Raw genomic sequence first — 15,437 nt, 5'->3', positions numbered from 1 at the left:
AAAATGATAGACGTGCAATTCAGCCAAATTCAGTCACTGGTACCGCATTTAAACGATGAGTACGCGGCGGCGTTTCGCGACCCGCAAGTGAACGCGGTGCTCGCGAAATATGGGATCAACGATAATCCGCTTCGCGTGGCGCATTTTTTTGCGCAGGCCCTTCAAGAAACGGGCGGGCTCCGGATTCAGATCGAAAGCCTCAACTACTCTCCGTCTCGGCTGATGCAGGTCTGGCCGAAGAGATTTCCGAATCTCGATATCGCTGCGGAATATGCCCACAACGAAGAGAAGCTGGGGAACTACGTGTACGGCGGGCGCCTCGGCAACGTAAATCCAGGGGACGGCTTTCTCTATCGTGGCAGAGGATTGCTCCAGATCACGGGGCGGGGGGCCTACGCGAAATATGGCACGGCGATCGGAATTCCCCTCGAAGCCCAGCCCGAGCTGGCCTTCCAGCGGGCAAATTGCCTCGAGATCGCTGCCGCCGAATGGGCTGCAAGCGGCTATCATGGAAGATCGTGTAACGCTCTGGCGGATGCAGACGACATAATCGGCGTCACGTATGCAATCAACGGCGGTCAGACCGGCATCGAAGATCGGCGCATCTGGTTGAGGCGGACCAAGGAGATTTGGAGACAGGCTTCCGCTTTCGCAAGCGAGGGGTCCACCAGCCGCGCGAGCGCCAACATGGAAGCCTCGCTCGCCAATGTTGCCTCCATAGTCTCTCCTTCCACTCCCGGTGGCGCGGGAGGCATTCCTCCCTCCGCCGCGACAGTGAACGGCCCGAGCGCCTTCGTGCGGCAGGCTGCGGCCATCGCACTTGGCGAGTGGGAAAAATTCGGTAACCAGACTTATGACATTCATGGACATGCCACGCACGTAGGTCAAAAGGAGGGCGAGACGCCTCAGTATCAATACGTGGGAGAATATTGGCGCGTGGGCGTTAACAACGACACGTTGACCGGGCGTGATCATAGCGTGCCATGGTCAGCCGCCTTCATCTCTTGGGTCATGCGAACCGCCGGCGCCGGGGACCGCTTCGTCTACAGTCCCCAGCATTCGGTCTACATCTTCCGCGCCATCAAGGACCTTCTGCAGGGCAAGCCGCAGGCTGGTTTCTATTGCTACCAACTGCAGGAATGGAAGCCACAAGTGGGCGATCTCGTGTGCTGGGCTCGCCAGGCCGGGATCGACTATCAGCACCAGAATGGCGGGGATTATGCCGGACATTGCGATCTGGTCGTCGAAGTCAACGGAGACCAGGTCCAAATTGTTGGCGGCAACGTTGGCGACTCCGTAACGAAAAGGCCATTGGCACTTAACGCTGGGGGATACCTGCAGCCCACGACGCAGGGCGGGGAAAACCTTTTTGGAATAATGCGCTGCCGCATCTGACCGAGGCATTTTGTGGACGTCCGACCGCGTACTCCTGCCAAAGGCCGGCTGGGTCCGGATCGCGATCCATCAGCCGAATGCCGGGAAAATCAAGAACGTCAACGGGTCGACGGTCGCCGACGAATGGTCGTGTCGGCACAAACCGAGCTGGAGGCGGTGTTTCCGATCAATTCAGGTCCGGCGGTCGGCATCGATCTCGGACGCGCTCAGCCGATCGTCCTCTCCGACGGCGGTTTTCGGCCGACCGCTTGCGACGCCGGCCGCGCGCCGGCGGCTCGAGAAAGCCGCCAGACGGTCCATCGCCGCAAGAAGGGGCGAAGAAACGGAGACGGCAAAACTGAGACTGGCCGGGCTGCACCAAAGCCGCTCGTCGCAGCACAAGGCAACCGCGACCATCGCCAAGCCACGGCGTGGTCGTCGTCGAGGACCTGAAAGTCAGGCAGATGAGGCAGACGGGCCGCGAGTCTGAGAGCGTCGTAGCCTTTCGCGAAACTGACGAATGGTGTCCCTGATTATTTTATGGAGTTGAAGCTGTCGAACCGCGAGTCGGACTCGATCATTCCGGTCTGCGACGGCAACGTGGGGGCGACACCTTCGCTGGGCACGATGCCGGCCACCGCGCCGGCTTTCGTCACGGTCCTATAAAGCGCCTGTGAAGCCAGCGATACCGGGTTCACAACGTTGGCCGCGGTCACTTCTCGTCCGGACGCAGGCTGCTTTACGCGGATCCAAAAGACTGGCTCTTGGTCCTGAGAGCACTGGGTCGACTGATTGAGCCATAGTTTCAGGCTCGGCTCATTCTCGACCTTGTAGCTCACGTTTGCGAACCTGCCATCGGACATTTCGATATTGACGGCAACCTCCTTCTTGTCCGGTAGGCTGGGGCACTTTTGCAACGGTGCGTCCCAAACGCGACTGAAGGAGGCGATTCTGTAGTTGTAAGGCGACTTCCTCCGCTCGACGATGAACTGCAAAGCCTCGTTTTTGGTGTCGCTCTCGCAACAAGCGGCAGAACTCGCGGTTGTCTGAGCGCCAGTCGTCGTGCTGCTCTTCGAGCCGGTCGTAGTCCCTCCCGGGACGTAAGCCATCGCGGCGCTCGCCGGATCTGCCAGATTCGCCAGGTAGGCGGTGGCATCGAGCATGTTCTTCAGATCAAACTCGATGTACGTCGTCTTATCGGCATCGAACTTGTATTCGACGCTCATGGACGACTTCTTCAACAACATACTTTGAAAGTCAGGGCTGATGTCGAAGGTGGTTTCGCAGACCCGATTTGCGAAGTCGCAATTGCGGATGAAAACGCGTCCGAACTGCTGGCCGTCGAAGCCGACCGAAATGCCATCTCCTACCGGCGTGAAGCCCGGAACTCGCAAAGTCATCTTGGAGGGCGAGTTGTGACCGACCATCGTTATACCGACCTTCGCCCAATGTGTTGGGTCGTCAGGTGCGACGCCGCCTGTCACCATCGAACAATCCGCCTGGAGCGCGCCGGCAGGCTGCTTGACGCATTTGACGGTCCAGATGCCGAACTCCCGCTTGGTTTCGACCTCGACGGCGGACATCGAGTGCGTGCCGGCAGCGAAAAAGGTGATCGCGAGGACGAGGGGGGCGAGCTTCATGGTGAACCTCCGGCTATAATGCCCATCATATAGGACTTCCTTGCAGTTTCCGAGGCGGCAGAATGGTCGCCGGGCCGGAAAACTCGAAATTTCAATGTTTCCTTAACGCGTACATCGGATTTCCCGATCTCGGCCAGGCGGTGGCAGCCCCAGTTCCTGTGCATCGGCCAAAGTTTTGCTGATGTCCGCGATAACCTCGGGAACGCTCAAATGGACAGAATGGCTGTCCCACGTCGATGACGTGCACCCGGTGACGCGCACGAAATCGATACCCGACACTGCCTCGGCTGGGGTCCGCTCCTTGGGACAAGAGCCTAAACGCTCATTTCCGTTGACGCGGCGCGAGAGGCCGAGGATCGAATCGTCGGAGCAATAGATAGTAATGTGCCGCACCTTGGTCAGGATCGCCTCGCGCATCTTCATGAATTCTCTGGTCGCGATGTCCGGTGCCACCAGAAGAAGATTGGTGCTCAGCGATGGGCTTACCGTCCGAACGACCGGCTTGGTGGGAAGTATCCCTTGAGCCGGCGCGCTTAGGCCTTCTGAGTCAGCGATGAAGTGGATCGCATCGGCTGTGAGCAGGCTCCCCATGCTATGTGCTTCGATATGATAGGGTCCAGGCGAAAGCAGATCCCTGATGGTCTGGACCAGATATAGCTCCGATGCCAAGCCGACGCGCTGAATCTTCCTGTAGTTCTCCGGTGTGAGGGGTAGGCCTGGTACCGTCTTGAACCAGCGGAAAGTGTCGGAAGGCCAGCTGAAGAGTAGGGGCGGCCCCTCCCAGCGATAATCGATCTCCATTTGCGCCAACCGCTCCGCCGCATCATGGAAGCTGTTGTCGATCCCATGAACGTAAAGGATTGTCGGGGCCGGCTGCTGGTATTTCTTTGCGGTCCATTCCTTCAGCTCGGCGGTCGAGTTCGCCAGGAAGGCGTTCCACAAGGCAAAATGCTTGGATGTGTTCTGGCTTCTGCTGTTCGATTCGTAGTTCTGGTCAGCGACAGATCGACGAGGTGGGGCTGACACCTCGACGTAGCCGTATCGCAGCATCGGATCGAAGCGGTTCAGAAAATAGTCTTCAGACCCGATGAGAATGCCACCGGACTTCGCCTTCGCCAGAGCGTCGAAGTCGATCTTCCGATCGGTAGCGAAGAAGATCGGTCTCAACTGCAGCGTCCCACCAGGCCGGACGACCAGGGGAACGTCATCGAGAGCTGCTCCCACGCTCCTGTTCGGCGACTGCGCAGATGCCGATTGCAACGCTGCGATCAGAATAGCGGCTGCCGAAGCCGATCGCGCTCGCTGGCGATGGGAAGACTTTCGGGGGGCTTTAGACCCGCAAAGGGCCGAGAACAAGCGAGAGGCGGGCATATCGTTGGCGCTCAGAGAGTATGGGCCGGGCCACCGAAGCAGGCAGTTTCGTGGCTCGCTACTGGGAGTTCCCCTAGGGTGAGGTTTGCGAATCGGAGAGGAGGACAGGTGCGACAGCAGCCGATCAGTGGGAGATCGGCAGATTGCTCAATTGCGACAAGTCGGAATCGCTCAACGATAGCTCGACAGCCGAGAGACAGGCCTTCAGCTGCTCGATTGTTTTCGGCCCAGGTATGACGTGAACGCTCGGACCAAGGGCTAACAGCCAGGCGAGAGCCACTGCGGCGGGAGATGTCGCGTTGTGGCTCGCGATCTCCCAAAGCGGACCCAATTCGTCTTGGACGGCGAGGTGACGGTCCGCTGCGAAACGCGCATCGCTTTGGCGGTAGTCGGTCGGATCCGCCGTCTGGTACGTCTTGCCGCTCAATATGCCGCGACAGAGAGGCGAATAGCAAACGAACATTGTTGTTGCCCGATCCAACCCCTGCGGCGAAGCAAGCTCGGTCGGACGTCGGATCAGCGAGTATTCGTTCTGAACGTACGCTATCGACGCAATCTTCCGGGCTCTATCCAGGAGCTCGCCGTTCACGGCGCATAGTCCCAACGCCCGTACTTTGCCTTCTAGGACCAGATCGGACATCACGCCGACGACGTCTTCTACGGGGACCGCAGGGTCTTGTCTGTGCTGATAGAGTATGTCGATCCAATCCCGCCGGAGCCGCCGCAGTGAACCGTCGACAGCTCGCCGGATGTTCGAAGGCGTGCTGTCGCGGCCTACGATCTTGCCCTGTTCGATGCGATATCCGAATTTTGTCGCTATGACCACATCATGGCGCCGGGGTCCAAGCGCTTCCGCGAGCAACTCCTCATTCACGTACGGACCGTAGAGTTCGGCGGTGTCGAAATGGACGACCCCCATTTCGAGAGCGTGTCGGACGAGCGCGATAGCCTCGTCTCGCGACAGGGATCCATAGATGCCGGTGAGCGCCATGCATCCAAGTCCGATCCGGCCGGGGTCCATCAAGGTCGGGCGTCCGCGAGGAGCGCGGTTACGTTCTCCACTGTGCGCTCGAGAATTTCATGCCGATTGTCAGGTCTCATCCTCGGAGCTGACGGCGCGATTTTCGTGGTCAAAGCCTCGATGTGCTCCGCCGCGAGCCGGCGGAGTTCCGGATCCTTGTCCCGACCTGGTCCGAGCGGAATGCTGAGATCGAGTTGCGTGGCGATAAGGATCCCGTAGTCCGGCGTGTGCGCTTCGACGATGGTCGAAAGGGCTTCCAGCCTGCGAACCGGAATTTCTCGAGAAGACAGTTCCAGGGCGGCGTGAAGATAGCCGAGCGCATCACAGACCGGCCGATCACGAGGATAACGTCGTGGGCCAGGGACGCGGCAGCCTCCTGTCGCATGCATTCGGCGATCAGCCACAGTGTGCTCTCGTACGTGTGATCGCGCAGAATGGAAAAGCCGGCAGCGAATGCGGCTCTCGGCAGATCACCTATTCTTGCCACCTTCAGGCCGAAAGCGCTCAGCCGCGGCTCCAACTCGTCCAGGAACGTCGATTTCCCCGTCGAATGCGTGCCGGTCACGGCCACTTTCACGACGCGCGTGCTCACAATAGCAACCCCTGCTTCGGATCGAGGATATTGGCCTCGCGGATAGCGGCTGCGCGCAGTTCGTCAGTTAGAGGCGAAAGCAGTTCAATGAAGATCAGGGCCGTCAAGGTCGCGTCGTAGAGCGCCGAATGATGGCTGCGGCCTGTTAGTTCCGCCGCCCTATCGGAAAGGGCAAGCTCGCGACCAAGATTTTCGAGACCGTATGACGCCAGTCCAGGACGGAGGTTTTTCGCGAGCTTCAAGGTGTCGATTGCAGCCGAGGGGCGCCAATCTTCGAGCGACCGAGCGATGATCTCGACTTCGATCCTCACATTGTGCCCTACGATCGAGGCGTCGGAGAGCCACGCGAGAATGTCTTCGGCGATATCTTCGATCGCTGGCGCACCGACAAGATCGGCGTCGGTAATCCCATGTATTCGCATGGCGGAGGGCTGTATAGGATCGTCGGGCTGGACCAGCCAGTGCCGGTGGCGATCCGTCAAAGCCAGGCCGTCAAGCTCGATCATGGCCAACTCGACTATTTGGGGAGGGGTGCCGCCGTTCCCTTCGACATCGACGACGTAGAAGCGATCTAGTCCCATCCGACCTCCGCTCGCCCGTGGCGTCCGTAGAAGTGAGGGCTGCTTCTGTCGTGAACCTGATAGTTCAACGAATGTTGCATGAAATAGCGCTGCTGTTCGGTACTGCCTTCCACCTCGATCCGTTGTTCGTTGACCTCTATCCTGGTGCGGTCAAGTCTCGCGGTCTGGGCAAGCCCTTCGATCTCTGTCAGCTCGGGAGTGCGATGCGAAGCTTCGCACCGCGCGAACTGTTCGGTTGGACAGATGTCGCAGATCTCCCGGATGCCGAAATGGCCGTTGTAGTCGGCCGTTCGGTGGGCATACGCTACCCCGCAGGAGGTCTTCCGGAAAAGCGGGCGACCGGCGAGAGCATCGATAATTCGTCGTTCCGTTAGGGCGGGCAGGATCTTCCGCCGCGCGACGGACGGGTAAAGGTCCGGTACGCCTGCCTGGCGGAAGTAGTCCTTCATCTCCTGCCGGTGGAAGAGGCCGGTGAATACCGTTGCGTCCGTGAGAAACGAGAGCTCGCGGGCGCGCTCGAGATGCTCGTCGCTGTCGTTGAGCGCTGCGATGACCGGCCGCCAATATAGGATCGTTTTGGTTCGCTGGGCCGTCGCCTTGAGCACCTGCATCGATCTCTCGGCGATGGAACTGGCGACTGGTTCGATCCGGTCGTCATCAATCCCTGACCAGGTAACCAGGATCGTCAGCCGAACGTGATTAAGTCGGTCCAGTCGGGAGACATCGTCAGGCTCGATCTTCCACCTAGTGATCACGAGCACCGGATTGCGGAGGCCCCTTCGGTCCAGCTCCTCGAGAGTGGCGAACAGGTGGTCTTTGACGCCTGGCAGAAATGGATCTGTTGCCCGATTGAATATCTGCAACGGAGTGGTGTGGGGACGGAAAGCCCAGTGCCCGACAAGCTGATCGACAGCGGCGATATCATCCATGACGAGGTGCGGCTGCTTCATGCCGAAGTTGCCGAACAGATGCCGTACGCAATACCCGCAGTCCAATGGGCAGCCGACGACGTGATTGAGGCTAAGGCCTGATTTTCGGTAGTCGACGACCGCCCGCAAGTTCTCCGGAAGAGACGAAGGCGCTGGACGCAAGTTCGACATTCTTCCTCGCTTTTGCCTGCTCGGACGAACGACGTTCGTCGAGAACCACGTTGCCGTGTTGATAGGATCTCATGGGTCCGGGGGAAGCTAGGGAAAACCCTAGTTCATCGCCGCATCAGGTCTGCTCATGATCGTACCGCTTCCGCACTGAGCACTCCTACCGAGCCCAATCAGATCGCCGGAGTGCCATGGCGCGAGCGTAAATGGCAGTTGAGTTATGATGCTGAGAATGATTCGCTCGGAAGTTGAGCCAGTTGCGTTCGGAAGGCGTCGGGATTGAATGGAGTTCCGATCGATGACTGACGATATGCTGGTCTCCAGAGAGTGGCTGCCGATAGCCGCATTGGACGGCCCTAGCGGCGTTGGCAAGACGACTTTACTGGAGGGGATCGCCGATCGACTCCGACGCTCTGCTGTTCGCATGGAGCTGGCCAGCAACAATGACAGCGGTCGGTGGAGACAGGTCATCAGGGAGCTGGCCGGCTCCCCGGAGCATCCGTTGACGCTCGCTCTGTCGACAGCGTCGGCGAGGGCTGAGTTGCGAGAGGCGGCCAGAGGGCCCGTTCTTTGCGACAGGTACGTGCTTTCGACGCTTGTCTATCAGCGTTTCGCGGGCATCTCGATGGATTATCTCTATGTCGTCAACCGCCCTTTGCTTGCTGGCTCGGTCACCTTCGCACTCCGGCTGGAAGCAGAGGAACTGGCGGAGCGACGGAAAAGCCGGGCACACAAATCGGATTGGTTCAAAGACCGCCTGGATGTTCGACGTGAGGTCGAAATGTACGAAGAGGCTTCCACTTATCTAGTGCAGAAGGGCCATGACGTACGCATCGTCGATGCATCGATGGACAAGGTCGCCATCGTGGAAGGTCTCTCCGTTGAGCTTGCTTCCCTATGGGCGAAGTTTCGCCGCTCATGAAACCGGATCGGAAGATCTCCGCAGGGGCGGACCTCGTTCTGGTGAATTCGCCGCTCAAGAACTACGACATTTCTCCGAGAAGGAACGATTTCACGCTGCCGACTCTCGGGCTGGGCTACATCGCCACCTGCGCTGAGAAGGCCGGCTTCATCGTGGACGTCCTGGACGCTGAGGCGCTCGGCTTAGGGCTGTCCCAGGTGGCCAAACTCATCAATGACGCTCGGCCCCGGTTCGTCGGCTTGAACCTTCTGGCTCCGACCTACATTAACAGCGTTGCGCTCCTGCGGATTCTGGATCCAGGGATCTCGGTGATGCTGGGCGGGCACCAGGCCAAGGCCATGCCGCGGGCCATTCTCGAGGACGCTCGCATCCCGCGGATCGACGCGCTGGTCATTGGGGAGGCCGAGACGCGCGTGCCTCGCCTGCTTGCCGGTGCCGGCGCCAGAGGCGAGCTGCCGGGCGTATATTGGCGGCAGAACGGTCAGGGAATCATGCCCGCGGTCTGCGCAAGAGATCCGAATCTTCTGGCGCCGGATGTGGACGCGATGCCGATTCTGGACCGCAAGTTCTTGACGCAGGATCCCTATTCGGACGACGGCGTATTGGAGTCGGCGATGGTGGCGTCGCGCGGATGCCCATTCGATTGCTCGTTCTGTGGCGCCGCGATTAGCAGCAACCCGGACGTGACGGTGCGAATGCGTAAACCGGACGGGATAATGGCCGAGATCCGCAGCTTGAGGACGCAGCACGGCGTGCAAAGAATCCGCTTTGTCGACGACCTGTTCCTGGCTAACTCGCGATTGATGCGGACGACCTTGAAGGCCTTCATCGACGAGTCCCTCGACATGCGGTGGGACGCCACCGGGCGTATCAACGTCCTGGCACACGCACGCGACGACCTTTTGGCTTCGATGAGCGAAGCCGGGTGCCGAGAGGTGGCGCTCGGCATCGAAACTGGCAGCGATCGCCTGCTTTCCCACGTCGACAAGAAGATCACCGTGACCCAGGTCGTTAGGGCGGTCACCCGCCTTTGCCGCTGGGGCATCGACGTTAAGGGTTATTTCATACTTGGGCTGCCTACTGAAACGCGAGACGAACACCAGGCGACTCTGGACCTCGTCAGACGCCTCTGGGACGAGACGGCGGGGCTGCCGGGACGTTTTCGTTGCAGCGTCTTCGAATATCGGCCTTACCCGGGGACGCCCGATTGGCAACGATTGTTGGCGGCTGGGTATTTGCCGGAATCCATGTTGAACTATTCCGATAGTCTCGATGACGAGCCGTTTTCACCTGATCGCGACGAGTTCAATTTTTCGACGGGCCTTCAGTTCGGCGAGGTGCCTGTGGCGACCGTCAGGCGAAATCTGGCGGACATCATGCGGGAGCAGAGACAACAATGACGACGAAAGCTTCCGTCCTGTTTCTCGGGCCGTGCAGGAAGTTTGATCCAGCGACCGAAAAGCCGTTTCCTGCTTTCTCGCCCAGCTCTCGATCCGGTAAATTTCTGCGGAGCGCCATTGATACGGCTGGCCTGCGGAAGTCGGTCTCCATCTCTTTCGACAACGTCATTCCTCGCGCGCTCTTCGACAAGCAAGGGCGAGAGCGATATCCGACCTGCGCCGAGCTCGTGGAGGAATTGGAAAGCCATTCGCTCTGGACTCTCGATAGTTCCGACGTGGTGATCGGCTTGAGCGCGGTGGTCGGGGATGCTCTTCAACGCGTCGCCAGTGCAAGGCTTGCAGCAGGTTACAAGTCCGGACCGCGGATCATGCGGCTAGAGCATCCCTCCTTCATGATGCGGCGACCGCAGCCGGAGAGAACGGACTACGTCCGCCGCCTGGGCAACTGCATTCGAGCCGGTGCACAAATGGCGACGATCGGCGCATGAATGCAAGACGGCTGCATTTAATCAGTCCCTGACGCTTCAGCGGACTAACTTAGCCAACTCGTTGGTTGCCGTCGTCGACCAGATACAGCTCATTCTGGGCCAATGCGTTGAGTCACCGGCCGTCATGTGTCGCCTACAATCTCGGAATGCTAGGGAATTCCCCAGTGTGGCCATCCGACCTTAAACCGATAGAACACGGTTTGGTGAGGGCGAAGGTGAAAAGCCCCTGGGAGGAATACGTTCGGCGCCATGTCATGGATCGAGCTAGTCAGAAGAAATGTTGGTGCCGCGGATCAACTCAGGAAAGGTATCCGAGGCACCAGGAAGGCGATCCTCGCTACGTGGCTTGCGGTGGAAGCTGCGGATGAAAACGTAAAGGATCTATTCCGGGGCTTGGACGAGCAGGGTATTCAGGCGGAAGTTGACGCACTGACCCCGAACGAAGCTCTCTCGCGCATCCCTCTTTTGTCGCCAAGAACTACGGCAACGAAGGAAGCTCTCATCCGCTGTTTGGCGGTGGCCTTGCGCACTTTGGAGCAGCAATTATGGAGCTTGGCCGGCACCATCCCGCAACAGCGGGAGAAGCCGACAGTCGTCGAGTACGACGGGTTTTCTGCCTATCTGCTGATGAGGGCGCCGCGACACCGAACGGCCAAGACGGGGGAGTCTTTCCGACGGAGAGGCCTAAGGCGCACTCGGTTGTTGCCGCGAAAGCTCGGTGCGTTCACCGTCAGGCTCACCCGAGAAGCCAGTTGGAATCTCGAGACGCTTCATACGACGCCTGGAGGCCTCGGCGTCTGCGCGATGGTGGTAGAGAATGCCGGCGGCAAGTTCTACTACAACAGAAGTTCTCGGACCGGAGTTTGGGCGGAGTTCGAGTTGCCGGTGATCATCCGACGTATGGGACGTTCCCACACCCGGTGACTGTTGCTCCCGCTGTTCTTTAGGGGCAGTGGCTGCGAGGCATTCTGGGCGTCCGGCGATTGCAAATCTTTCTGCTGTTGCGGACTGCGACGCGACCATTGTATCTCGACGATCATCGCGTCTCGCCTCTTTCAAGCGTATCAACTTGACTCGAGGGCTGTACTTTCGCGCGTCAGTTCCGGCTGCCGAGGTGAAGCTGATGACACAACGTTAGGAGTTGCTTTTGGCGAAGTCCCCGAAGTCAAGCGACGACAGCATTCGCGACTTTTTCGGAAGGAATGCCCCGTGCCCAGGGTGCGTAGATCTCTTCCTGCTAGGTGAAGATCGCATAGAGCGGGCCGCCCATATGGCAGCGCTGCTGCGAATGTTTCGTAACGCGGATCATCCGGCCTTTGCGGCCGTAACGCTCGTACTGCCGCCTGGAAGAAGCGATAGGGAGGCACTCGCCGCGCTGAGATCGGCATTCACCAGCGGCTGGGCCCAATGGGCCGGTTCCGAGCTGGCACCGGAACAGCTGGATTTGGCCTTTCGCGCAATCCGTTGTGCTGTCAGTCCAAGCCTCGAGGCCAGCTCGATCGTCAAGATCGTGCAGGGAGCGCCCCCTCAGAGTGCATTCATCGTCGTGGAGGCTGCCAAGTACCGGGCTTCCGGAGTAGACGTAAGGCAGTTCAATCCGCCGCTACCGGAGGATACCTGGGTTTCGCATCTCGATGCAGCGACGCAGCTGATCCACAGCGTCGCCGATATCTCGCGTGCCTATGTCGTGCTCGATGTTGGCCAATTCCTGCCTGAGAGACCGGAAAACCGAGATCTGCTTCAAAAGACGCGCGACGGACTTTTGGGATTTGCGGAGGTCGAGGCGAACTCGCTTTCCAAGGCGGCTCAGTTCGAGCAATGGCGGTCGACCGCCGAGGAAGGACGTATTGGCCCAGTCCTGGCGGACATCGACCGTCAGGACCTGCGGCCAATCACCAAAGTACTGCTCAAGGCGCAAATTCTCAAGATCGTGGGAGCGCTACCGATCGCGAAGGCCTTGCTCGAGGCCGACCCGGACCTTTTCGAGGAGACCCACGGCGAAGTCGCGCTCCGGGCCGCCATACTCGCCGAAGAGGTCGATGCAGGGAGAATGTCGGCTGTCCTTTTGAATAGGTCAATATCAGAGCTCCACGACTTGAAGCATATCGAGTCCGCCCTGCATCTCGCGGACCGATTAAGCGATAGAGATGCGGCAGCGGCCGCTGCTTCTTCGCTATCGTCGTTATTTCCGAGCTCATCCGTGCTGCGGGCCTATCGAGCGCTCGCTTTGGTTCGAGACCGGAGATTTCGCGAAGCTGCGGATGTCTTTAGGCAAGGCGGAGCCGAGGATCAGAGGTTGGCGGAGTTCTACGGCCTGTTGGCGGACCTGATCGGATCGGGCGCCGAGTTGGACGGGGACAGAGTGCTCGATGAGCTTCGCAGTCGTTTTCCCGAGGCACGAAATGACGCGCTTCGCATAGTTGCGGAATCCCTGGAAGTCAGGGGGCGCCGCGTAGAGGCGATAGATTCTCTTCTGTCGGATTCCGACGGCGATCGTCGCTCGCTTGGGTTGGCCTTCTCCATGATCGAGCGAGGAAGGCTTGTTCTGGACATTGCCATCGATGACGGACTGGTACTTAGGGCCTTGGGTGTCGCAGTTTCACGTCTTGCGAGCGATCCGCTCGATGGCGCGTCGCGGCTCGCACTGATGCGGATATTGTCGCCGGAAGTACTGGGTACAATCGCCGCACCCATGATGGCCAAACTGTTGATCGACCGGACGGCAGCTGGAGTGCGGATCCGCCAAAGACCGAAAGTCGAGGATCGCATTCCTGCATGCTCGCCGGACAAGCTCGAAGGCATCATGAGACTCGGGCTAACGCTAATGGGAGCTCAAGGAGGAGCTATCCTGGGCAAGTTCATCTACCCCAGAGAGCGACTGACCGAAACGCCCGAAGCAGTGCTGCTCGGGTTGGCTCGTTTAGTCGAATACATGGGCGAGCGGATTCTGGAAGACGCAGATGTCCGTACGATCGACCTTTGCCTGCTGATGGCCGCCTCGATAGCCCCACTCGGGTCCGAGCCGGACGAAGATCTCGTCATCATGAGGCTCGCAGCGGGCAGGCTCGCGATTGCCGGTCGCGTCCAGCGGGCTCGAGACCTCGTCGAACAAACCTTGGTATCGGGCCGAGGAAGCCCTCACCGGCGGAGGCTCGCCTGGTTCGCATTCGCCGATACATACGCTCGTTTGGGCAACGGTCTGGAATCGATGATCGGACTAGCTTGCGCATTCTCGGCGGATGACGAAGCCACTTGGGACGAGATATTCTATGAAATCTTGCTATTGCTTCGTATTCTACGCGATGTCGGCCTTCTTACGCTGGCGCGCCCTCTCATCGCGACTGCCCGTCGCGCTCTGCAAGAGATGGGTGCCAGCGTACGATACGGCGACCGCATAGACACCGTCGAACTTCAGCTCGATTTTGCGGATTACGATCGCGAAGAGAGCGTGCAGCCGGATCGATTGCGCCGCTTGATCGAGAGATCCGAGGCCAACCTGCGGAGAGTTCTTGCTTCGAAAGACGAAGCCGAGCCGGCGACGATCCTTTTCGCCAACATCATGCGGCTCGCAGAGCAGCAAGGTGTCGAAATCTCCGCAAGCGCAAGGCAGACCATGCAACAGGCACGCGTCGAAGCGGGACCAGGTATGGCAGTTCTGTTCGACGCGCTTGGATCAACGAATCCCTCTCTCGGCCATGTCGTAGCCCTCGCCGCGCGATTGGAGAAGGCACGGTACGGCGAGGACGCCGGCTACGACATGGGGATGTTGGTCGTTGCGGCCCGTAGGTTGCTGGAAGCCGAAGGTCCGCGGGACGACATGGCGGCGTTTTACGGCATCGAGGTTCTTGCCGATCAGACGGCGAGGCCTGCGGACGGCGGCCCGGTTGCGAGTGCGCTCGACGGTGCAGGAGCCCCGGCCGCAGCAGCAATGAAGATTTCCGGCGAGGGACTTGCAGTGGTCGGGTTGGGTCGGACAGATGCGGGTCTTGTGCGAGCAGTCGCCATCGACGGAGACTTGGTGGGAGCCTGCCTGGAGCCGGAGGATGTGTTCGCAAATGATCGGCTGGCCGAATGGGAAGCATCCTACCCGTATGGATATCGCGACGTCGAAGCGTTCAACGAGTTCTACACCAGCACGGAAGGGATCGGCGTCTCGGAAATGCCGGAGCGCGCCGTGGTCATCGCGAGTGCGGACTTGCAAGGCTTTCCGCCCAATCTCCTTCGGATAGGCCCGGATCTCGCGGGAAAGGAACGACGTCTGGCGGCTTCTCCTTCATTGGGTTGGCTGCGTGCCTCGCGTCGTTCCAAGTGGAAGGGCGACGGACGTATCTCGGCCTGGATTCCCGACGCGATCCCCGAGGAGGGGTTGCCGACGCTGGCAGTTCTGGCCAGCCGCCTGGCGGGCACGTTTGCAGACCACGGGGTCACGCTATCTAGCGGGTTCGAACCTCCGGCCGGCATCAAGGGAAGCGACATGATGATCGTGGCCGCCCATGGGGGAGTCGCTGAAGACAAGCGCTTCTTTCGCGTCGTCACCGACGACGTCGATCTGGCTTTGGCCTCGTCTACCATATCGGGAGCCCTGGAGCAGATAGGCGTGGTCGTGCTGTTCGTTTGTTCAGGCGGCAGGCTTGATAAGCATCCAGGGGCCAGCGCGATGGTGGGGCTTGCGAGGCGCTTGCTGGACAACGGATGCCGGGCGGTGGTGGCGCCTCCTTGGCCGCTGCGGACCAACGTCCCGCCGTACTGGTTGCCCACCTTCCTCGACCGGTGGAGCAGGTCTGCGGCAGTCATCGACGCGTGCTTCGACGCCAATTGCGCGGTCCGTAAAGTCTTGGGCGATGATCCCGCAACCGATCTTGCGATGACTGTCTACGGAGATCCGCTTACTTCTCGCTCGCTATGACACTCATGAGCGATACCGCTTCAAGCTTGGCTCGCCCTTCTGCGG

13 protein-coding genes are annotated in these 15,437 nt (G+C 59.8%); 7 read left to right on the top strand and 6 right to left on the bottom strand.

All coding sequences use genetic code 11. The features are described 5' to 3' along the window. Nucleotides 1–3 precede the first annotated feature (3 nt). Both ACLFLU_RS36375 and ACLFLU_RS36370 read left to right on the top strand, forming a co-directional pair. Nucleotides 4–1,395, top strand: a complete 1,392-nt coding sequence (locus tag ACLFLU_RS36375; protein WP_426409474.1) for a DUF2272 domain-containing protein — start codon at nucleotides 4–6, stop codon at nucleotides 1,393–1,395. A gap of 129 nt (nucleotides 1,396–1,524) precedes the next feature. Beyond that, nucleotides 1,525–1,827, top strand: coding sequence for a hypothetical protein (locus ACLFLU_RS36370; protein WP_426409473.1), 303 nt, complete (start codon nucleotides 1,525–1,527; stop codon nucleotides 1,825–1,827). A gap of 80 nt (nucleotides 1,828–1,907) precedes the next feature. On the opposite strand, the gene ACLFLU_RS36365 is transcribed toward ACLFLU_RS36370, so the two are convergent. The 6 genes from ACLFLU_RS36365 to ACLFLU_RS36340 form a co-directional block, all read right to left on the bottom strand. Continuing rightward, complete coding sequence (locus tag ACLFLU_RS36365; protein WP_426409472.1) at nucleotides 1,908–3,014, bottom strand: invasion associated locus B family protein; 1,107 nt, start codon at nucleotides 3,012–3,014, stop codon at nucleotides 1,908–1,910. A 102-nt stretch (nucleotides 3,015–3,116) separates the two neighbouring features. Then, nucleotides 3,117–4,181: an alpha/beta hydrolase gene (locus tag ACLFLU_RS36360; protein WP_426409471.1), complete on the bottom strand. Its 1,065-nt coding sequence runs from the start codon at nucleotides 4,179–4,181 to the stop codon at nucleotides 3,117–3,119. 328 nt (nucleotides 4,182–4,509) lie between these two features. Beyond that, the gene (locus ACLFLU_RS36355; RefSeq protein ID WP_426409470.1) at nucleotides 4,510–5,376 is read right to left on the bottom strand and encodes an aldo/keto reductase; all 867 of its coding nucleotides are present in this window, start codon (nucleotides 5,374–5,376) and stop codon (nucleotides 4,510–4,512) included. A 29-nt stretch (nucleotides 5,377–5,405) separates the two neighbouring features. After that, nucleotides 5,406–5,810: a hypothetical protein gene (locus tag ACLFLU_RS36350; RefSeq protein ID WP_426409469.1), complete on the bottom strand. Its 405-nt coding sequence runs from the start codon at nucleotides 5,808–5,810 to the stop codon at nucleotides 5,406–5,408. 184 nt (nucleotides 5,811–5,994) lie between these two features. Beyond that, nucleotides 5,995–6,579, bottom strand: coding sequence for an exonuclease domain-containing protein (locus tag ACLFLU_RS36345; protein WP_426409468.1), 585 nt, complete (start codon nucleotides 6,577–6,579; stop codon nucleotides 5,995–5,997). Next, entirely contained in the window at nucleotides 6,570–7,679 is a 1,110-nt protein-coding gene (locus tag ACLFLU_RS36340) for a radical SAM protein (protein WP_426409467.1), read from the bottom strand. Before ACLFLU_RS36340 ends, ACLFLU_RS36345 begins: the two co-directional genes overlap by 10 nt. Before the next feature lie 295 nt (nucleotides 7,680–7,974). On the opposite strand from ACLFLU_RS36340, the gene ACLFLU_RS36335 reads away from it, so the two are divergent. The 5 genes from ACLFLU_RS36335 (at nucleotide 7,975) to ACLFLU_RS36315 (ending at nucleotide 15,392) form a co-directional block, all read left to right on the top strand. Beyond that, the gene (locus ACLFLU_RS36335) at nucleotides 7,975–8,598 is read left to right on the top strand and encodes a dTMP kinase (protein ID WP_426409466.1); all 624 of its coding nucleotides are present in this window, start codon (nucleotides 7,975–7,977) and stop codon (nucleotides 8,596–8,598) included. Further along, complete coding sequence (locus ACLFLU_RS36330) at nucleotides 8,574–9,998, top strand: B12-binding domain-containing radical SAM protein (protein WP_426409465.1); 1,425 nt, start codon at nucleotides 8,574–8,576, stop codon at nucleotides 9,996–9,998. The genes ACLFLU_RS36335 and ACLFLU_RS36330 overlap by 25 nt, the downstream gene beginning before the upstream one ends. Continuing rightward, nucleotides 9,995–10,486, top strand: a complete 492-nt coding sequence (locus ACLFLU_RS36325) for a hypothetical protein (RefSeq protein WP_426409464.1) — start codon at nucleotides 9,995–9,997, stop codon at nucleotides 10,484–10,486. The genes ACLFLU_RS36330 and ACLFLU_RS36325 overlap by 4 nt, the downstream gene beginning before the upstream one ends. A gap of 249 nt (nucleotides 10,487–10,735) precedes the next feature. Beyond that, nucleotides 10,736–11,410, top strand: coding sequence for a hypothetical protein (locus ACLFLU_RS36320; RefSeq protein WP_426409463.1), 675 nt, complete (start codon nucleotides 10,736–10,738; stop codon nucleotides 11,408–11,410). Nucleotides 11,411–11,756: 346 nt separating this feature from the next. Then, entirely contained in the window at nucleotides 11,757–15,392 is a 3,636-nt protein-coding gene (locus ACLFLU_RS36315) for a hypothetical protein (protein ID WP_426409462.1), read from the top strand. The last annotated feature ends 45 nt before the right edge of the window (nucleotides 15,393–15,437 follow it).

Origin of the sequence: Bradyrhizobium ganzhouense (assembly GCF_049949285.1) — a bacterium.
In the GTDB taxonomy this organism is placed as follows: Bacteria; Pseudomonadota; Alphaproteobacteria; order Rhizobiales; family Xanthobacteraceae; genus Bradyrhizobium; species Bradyrhizobium ganzhouense.
The sequence above is the reverse complement of the archived record's forward strand: the minus strand, read 5'-3'. Positions and strand labels throughout refer to the sequence as shown.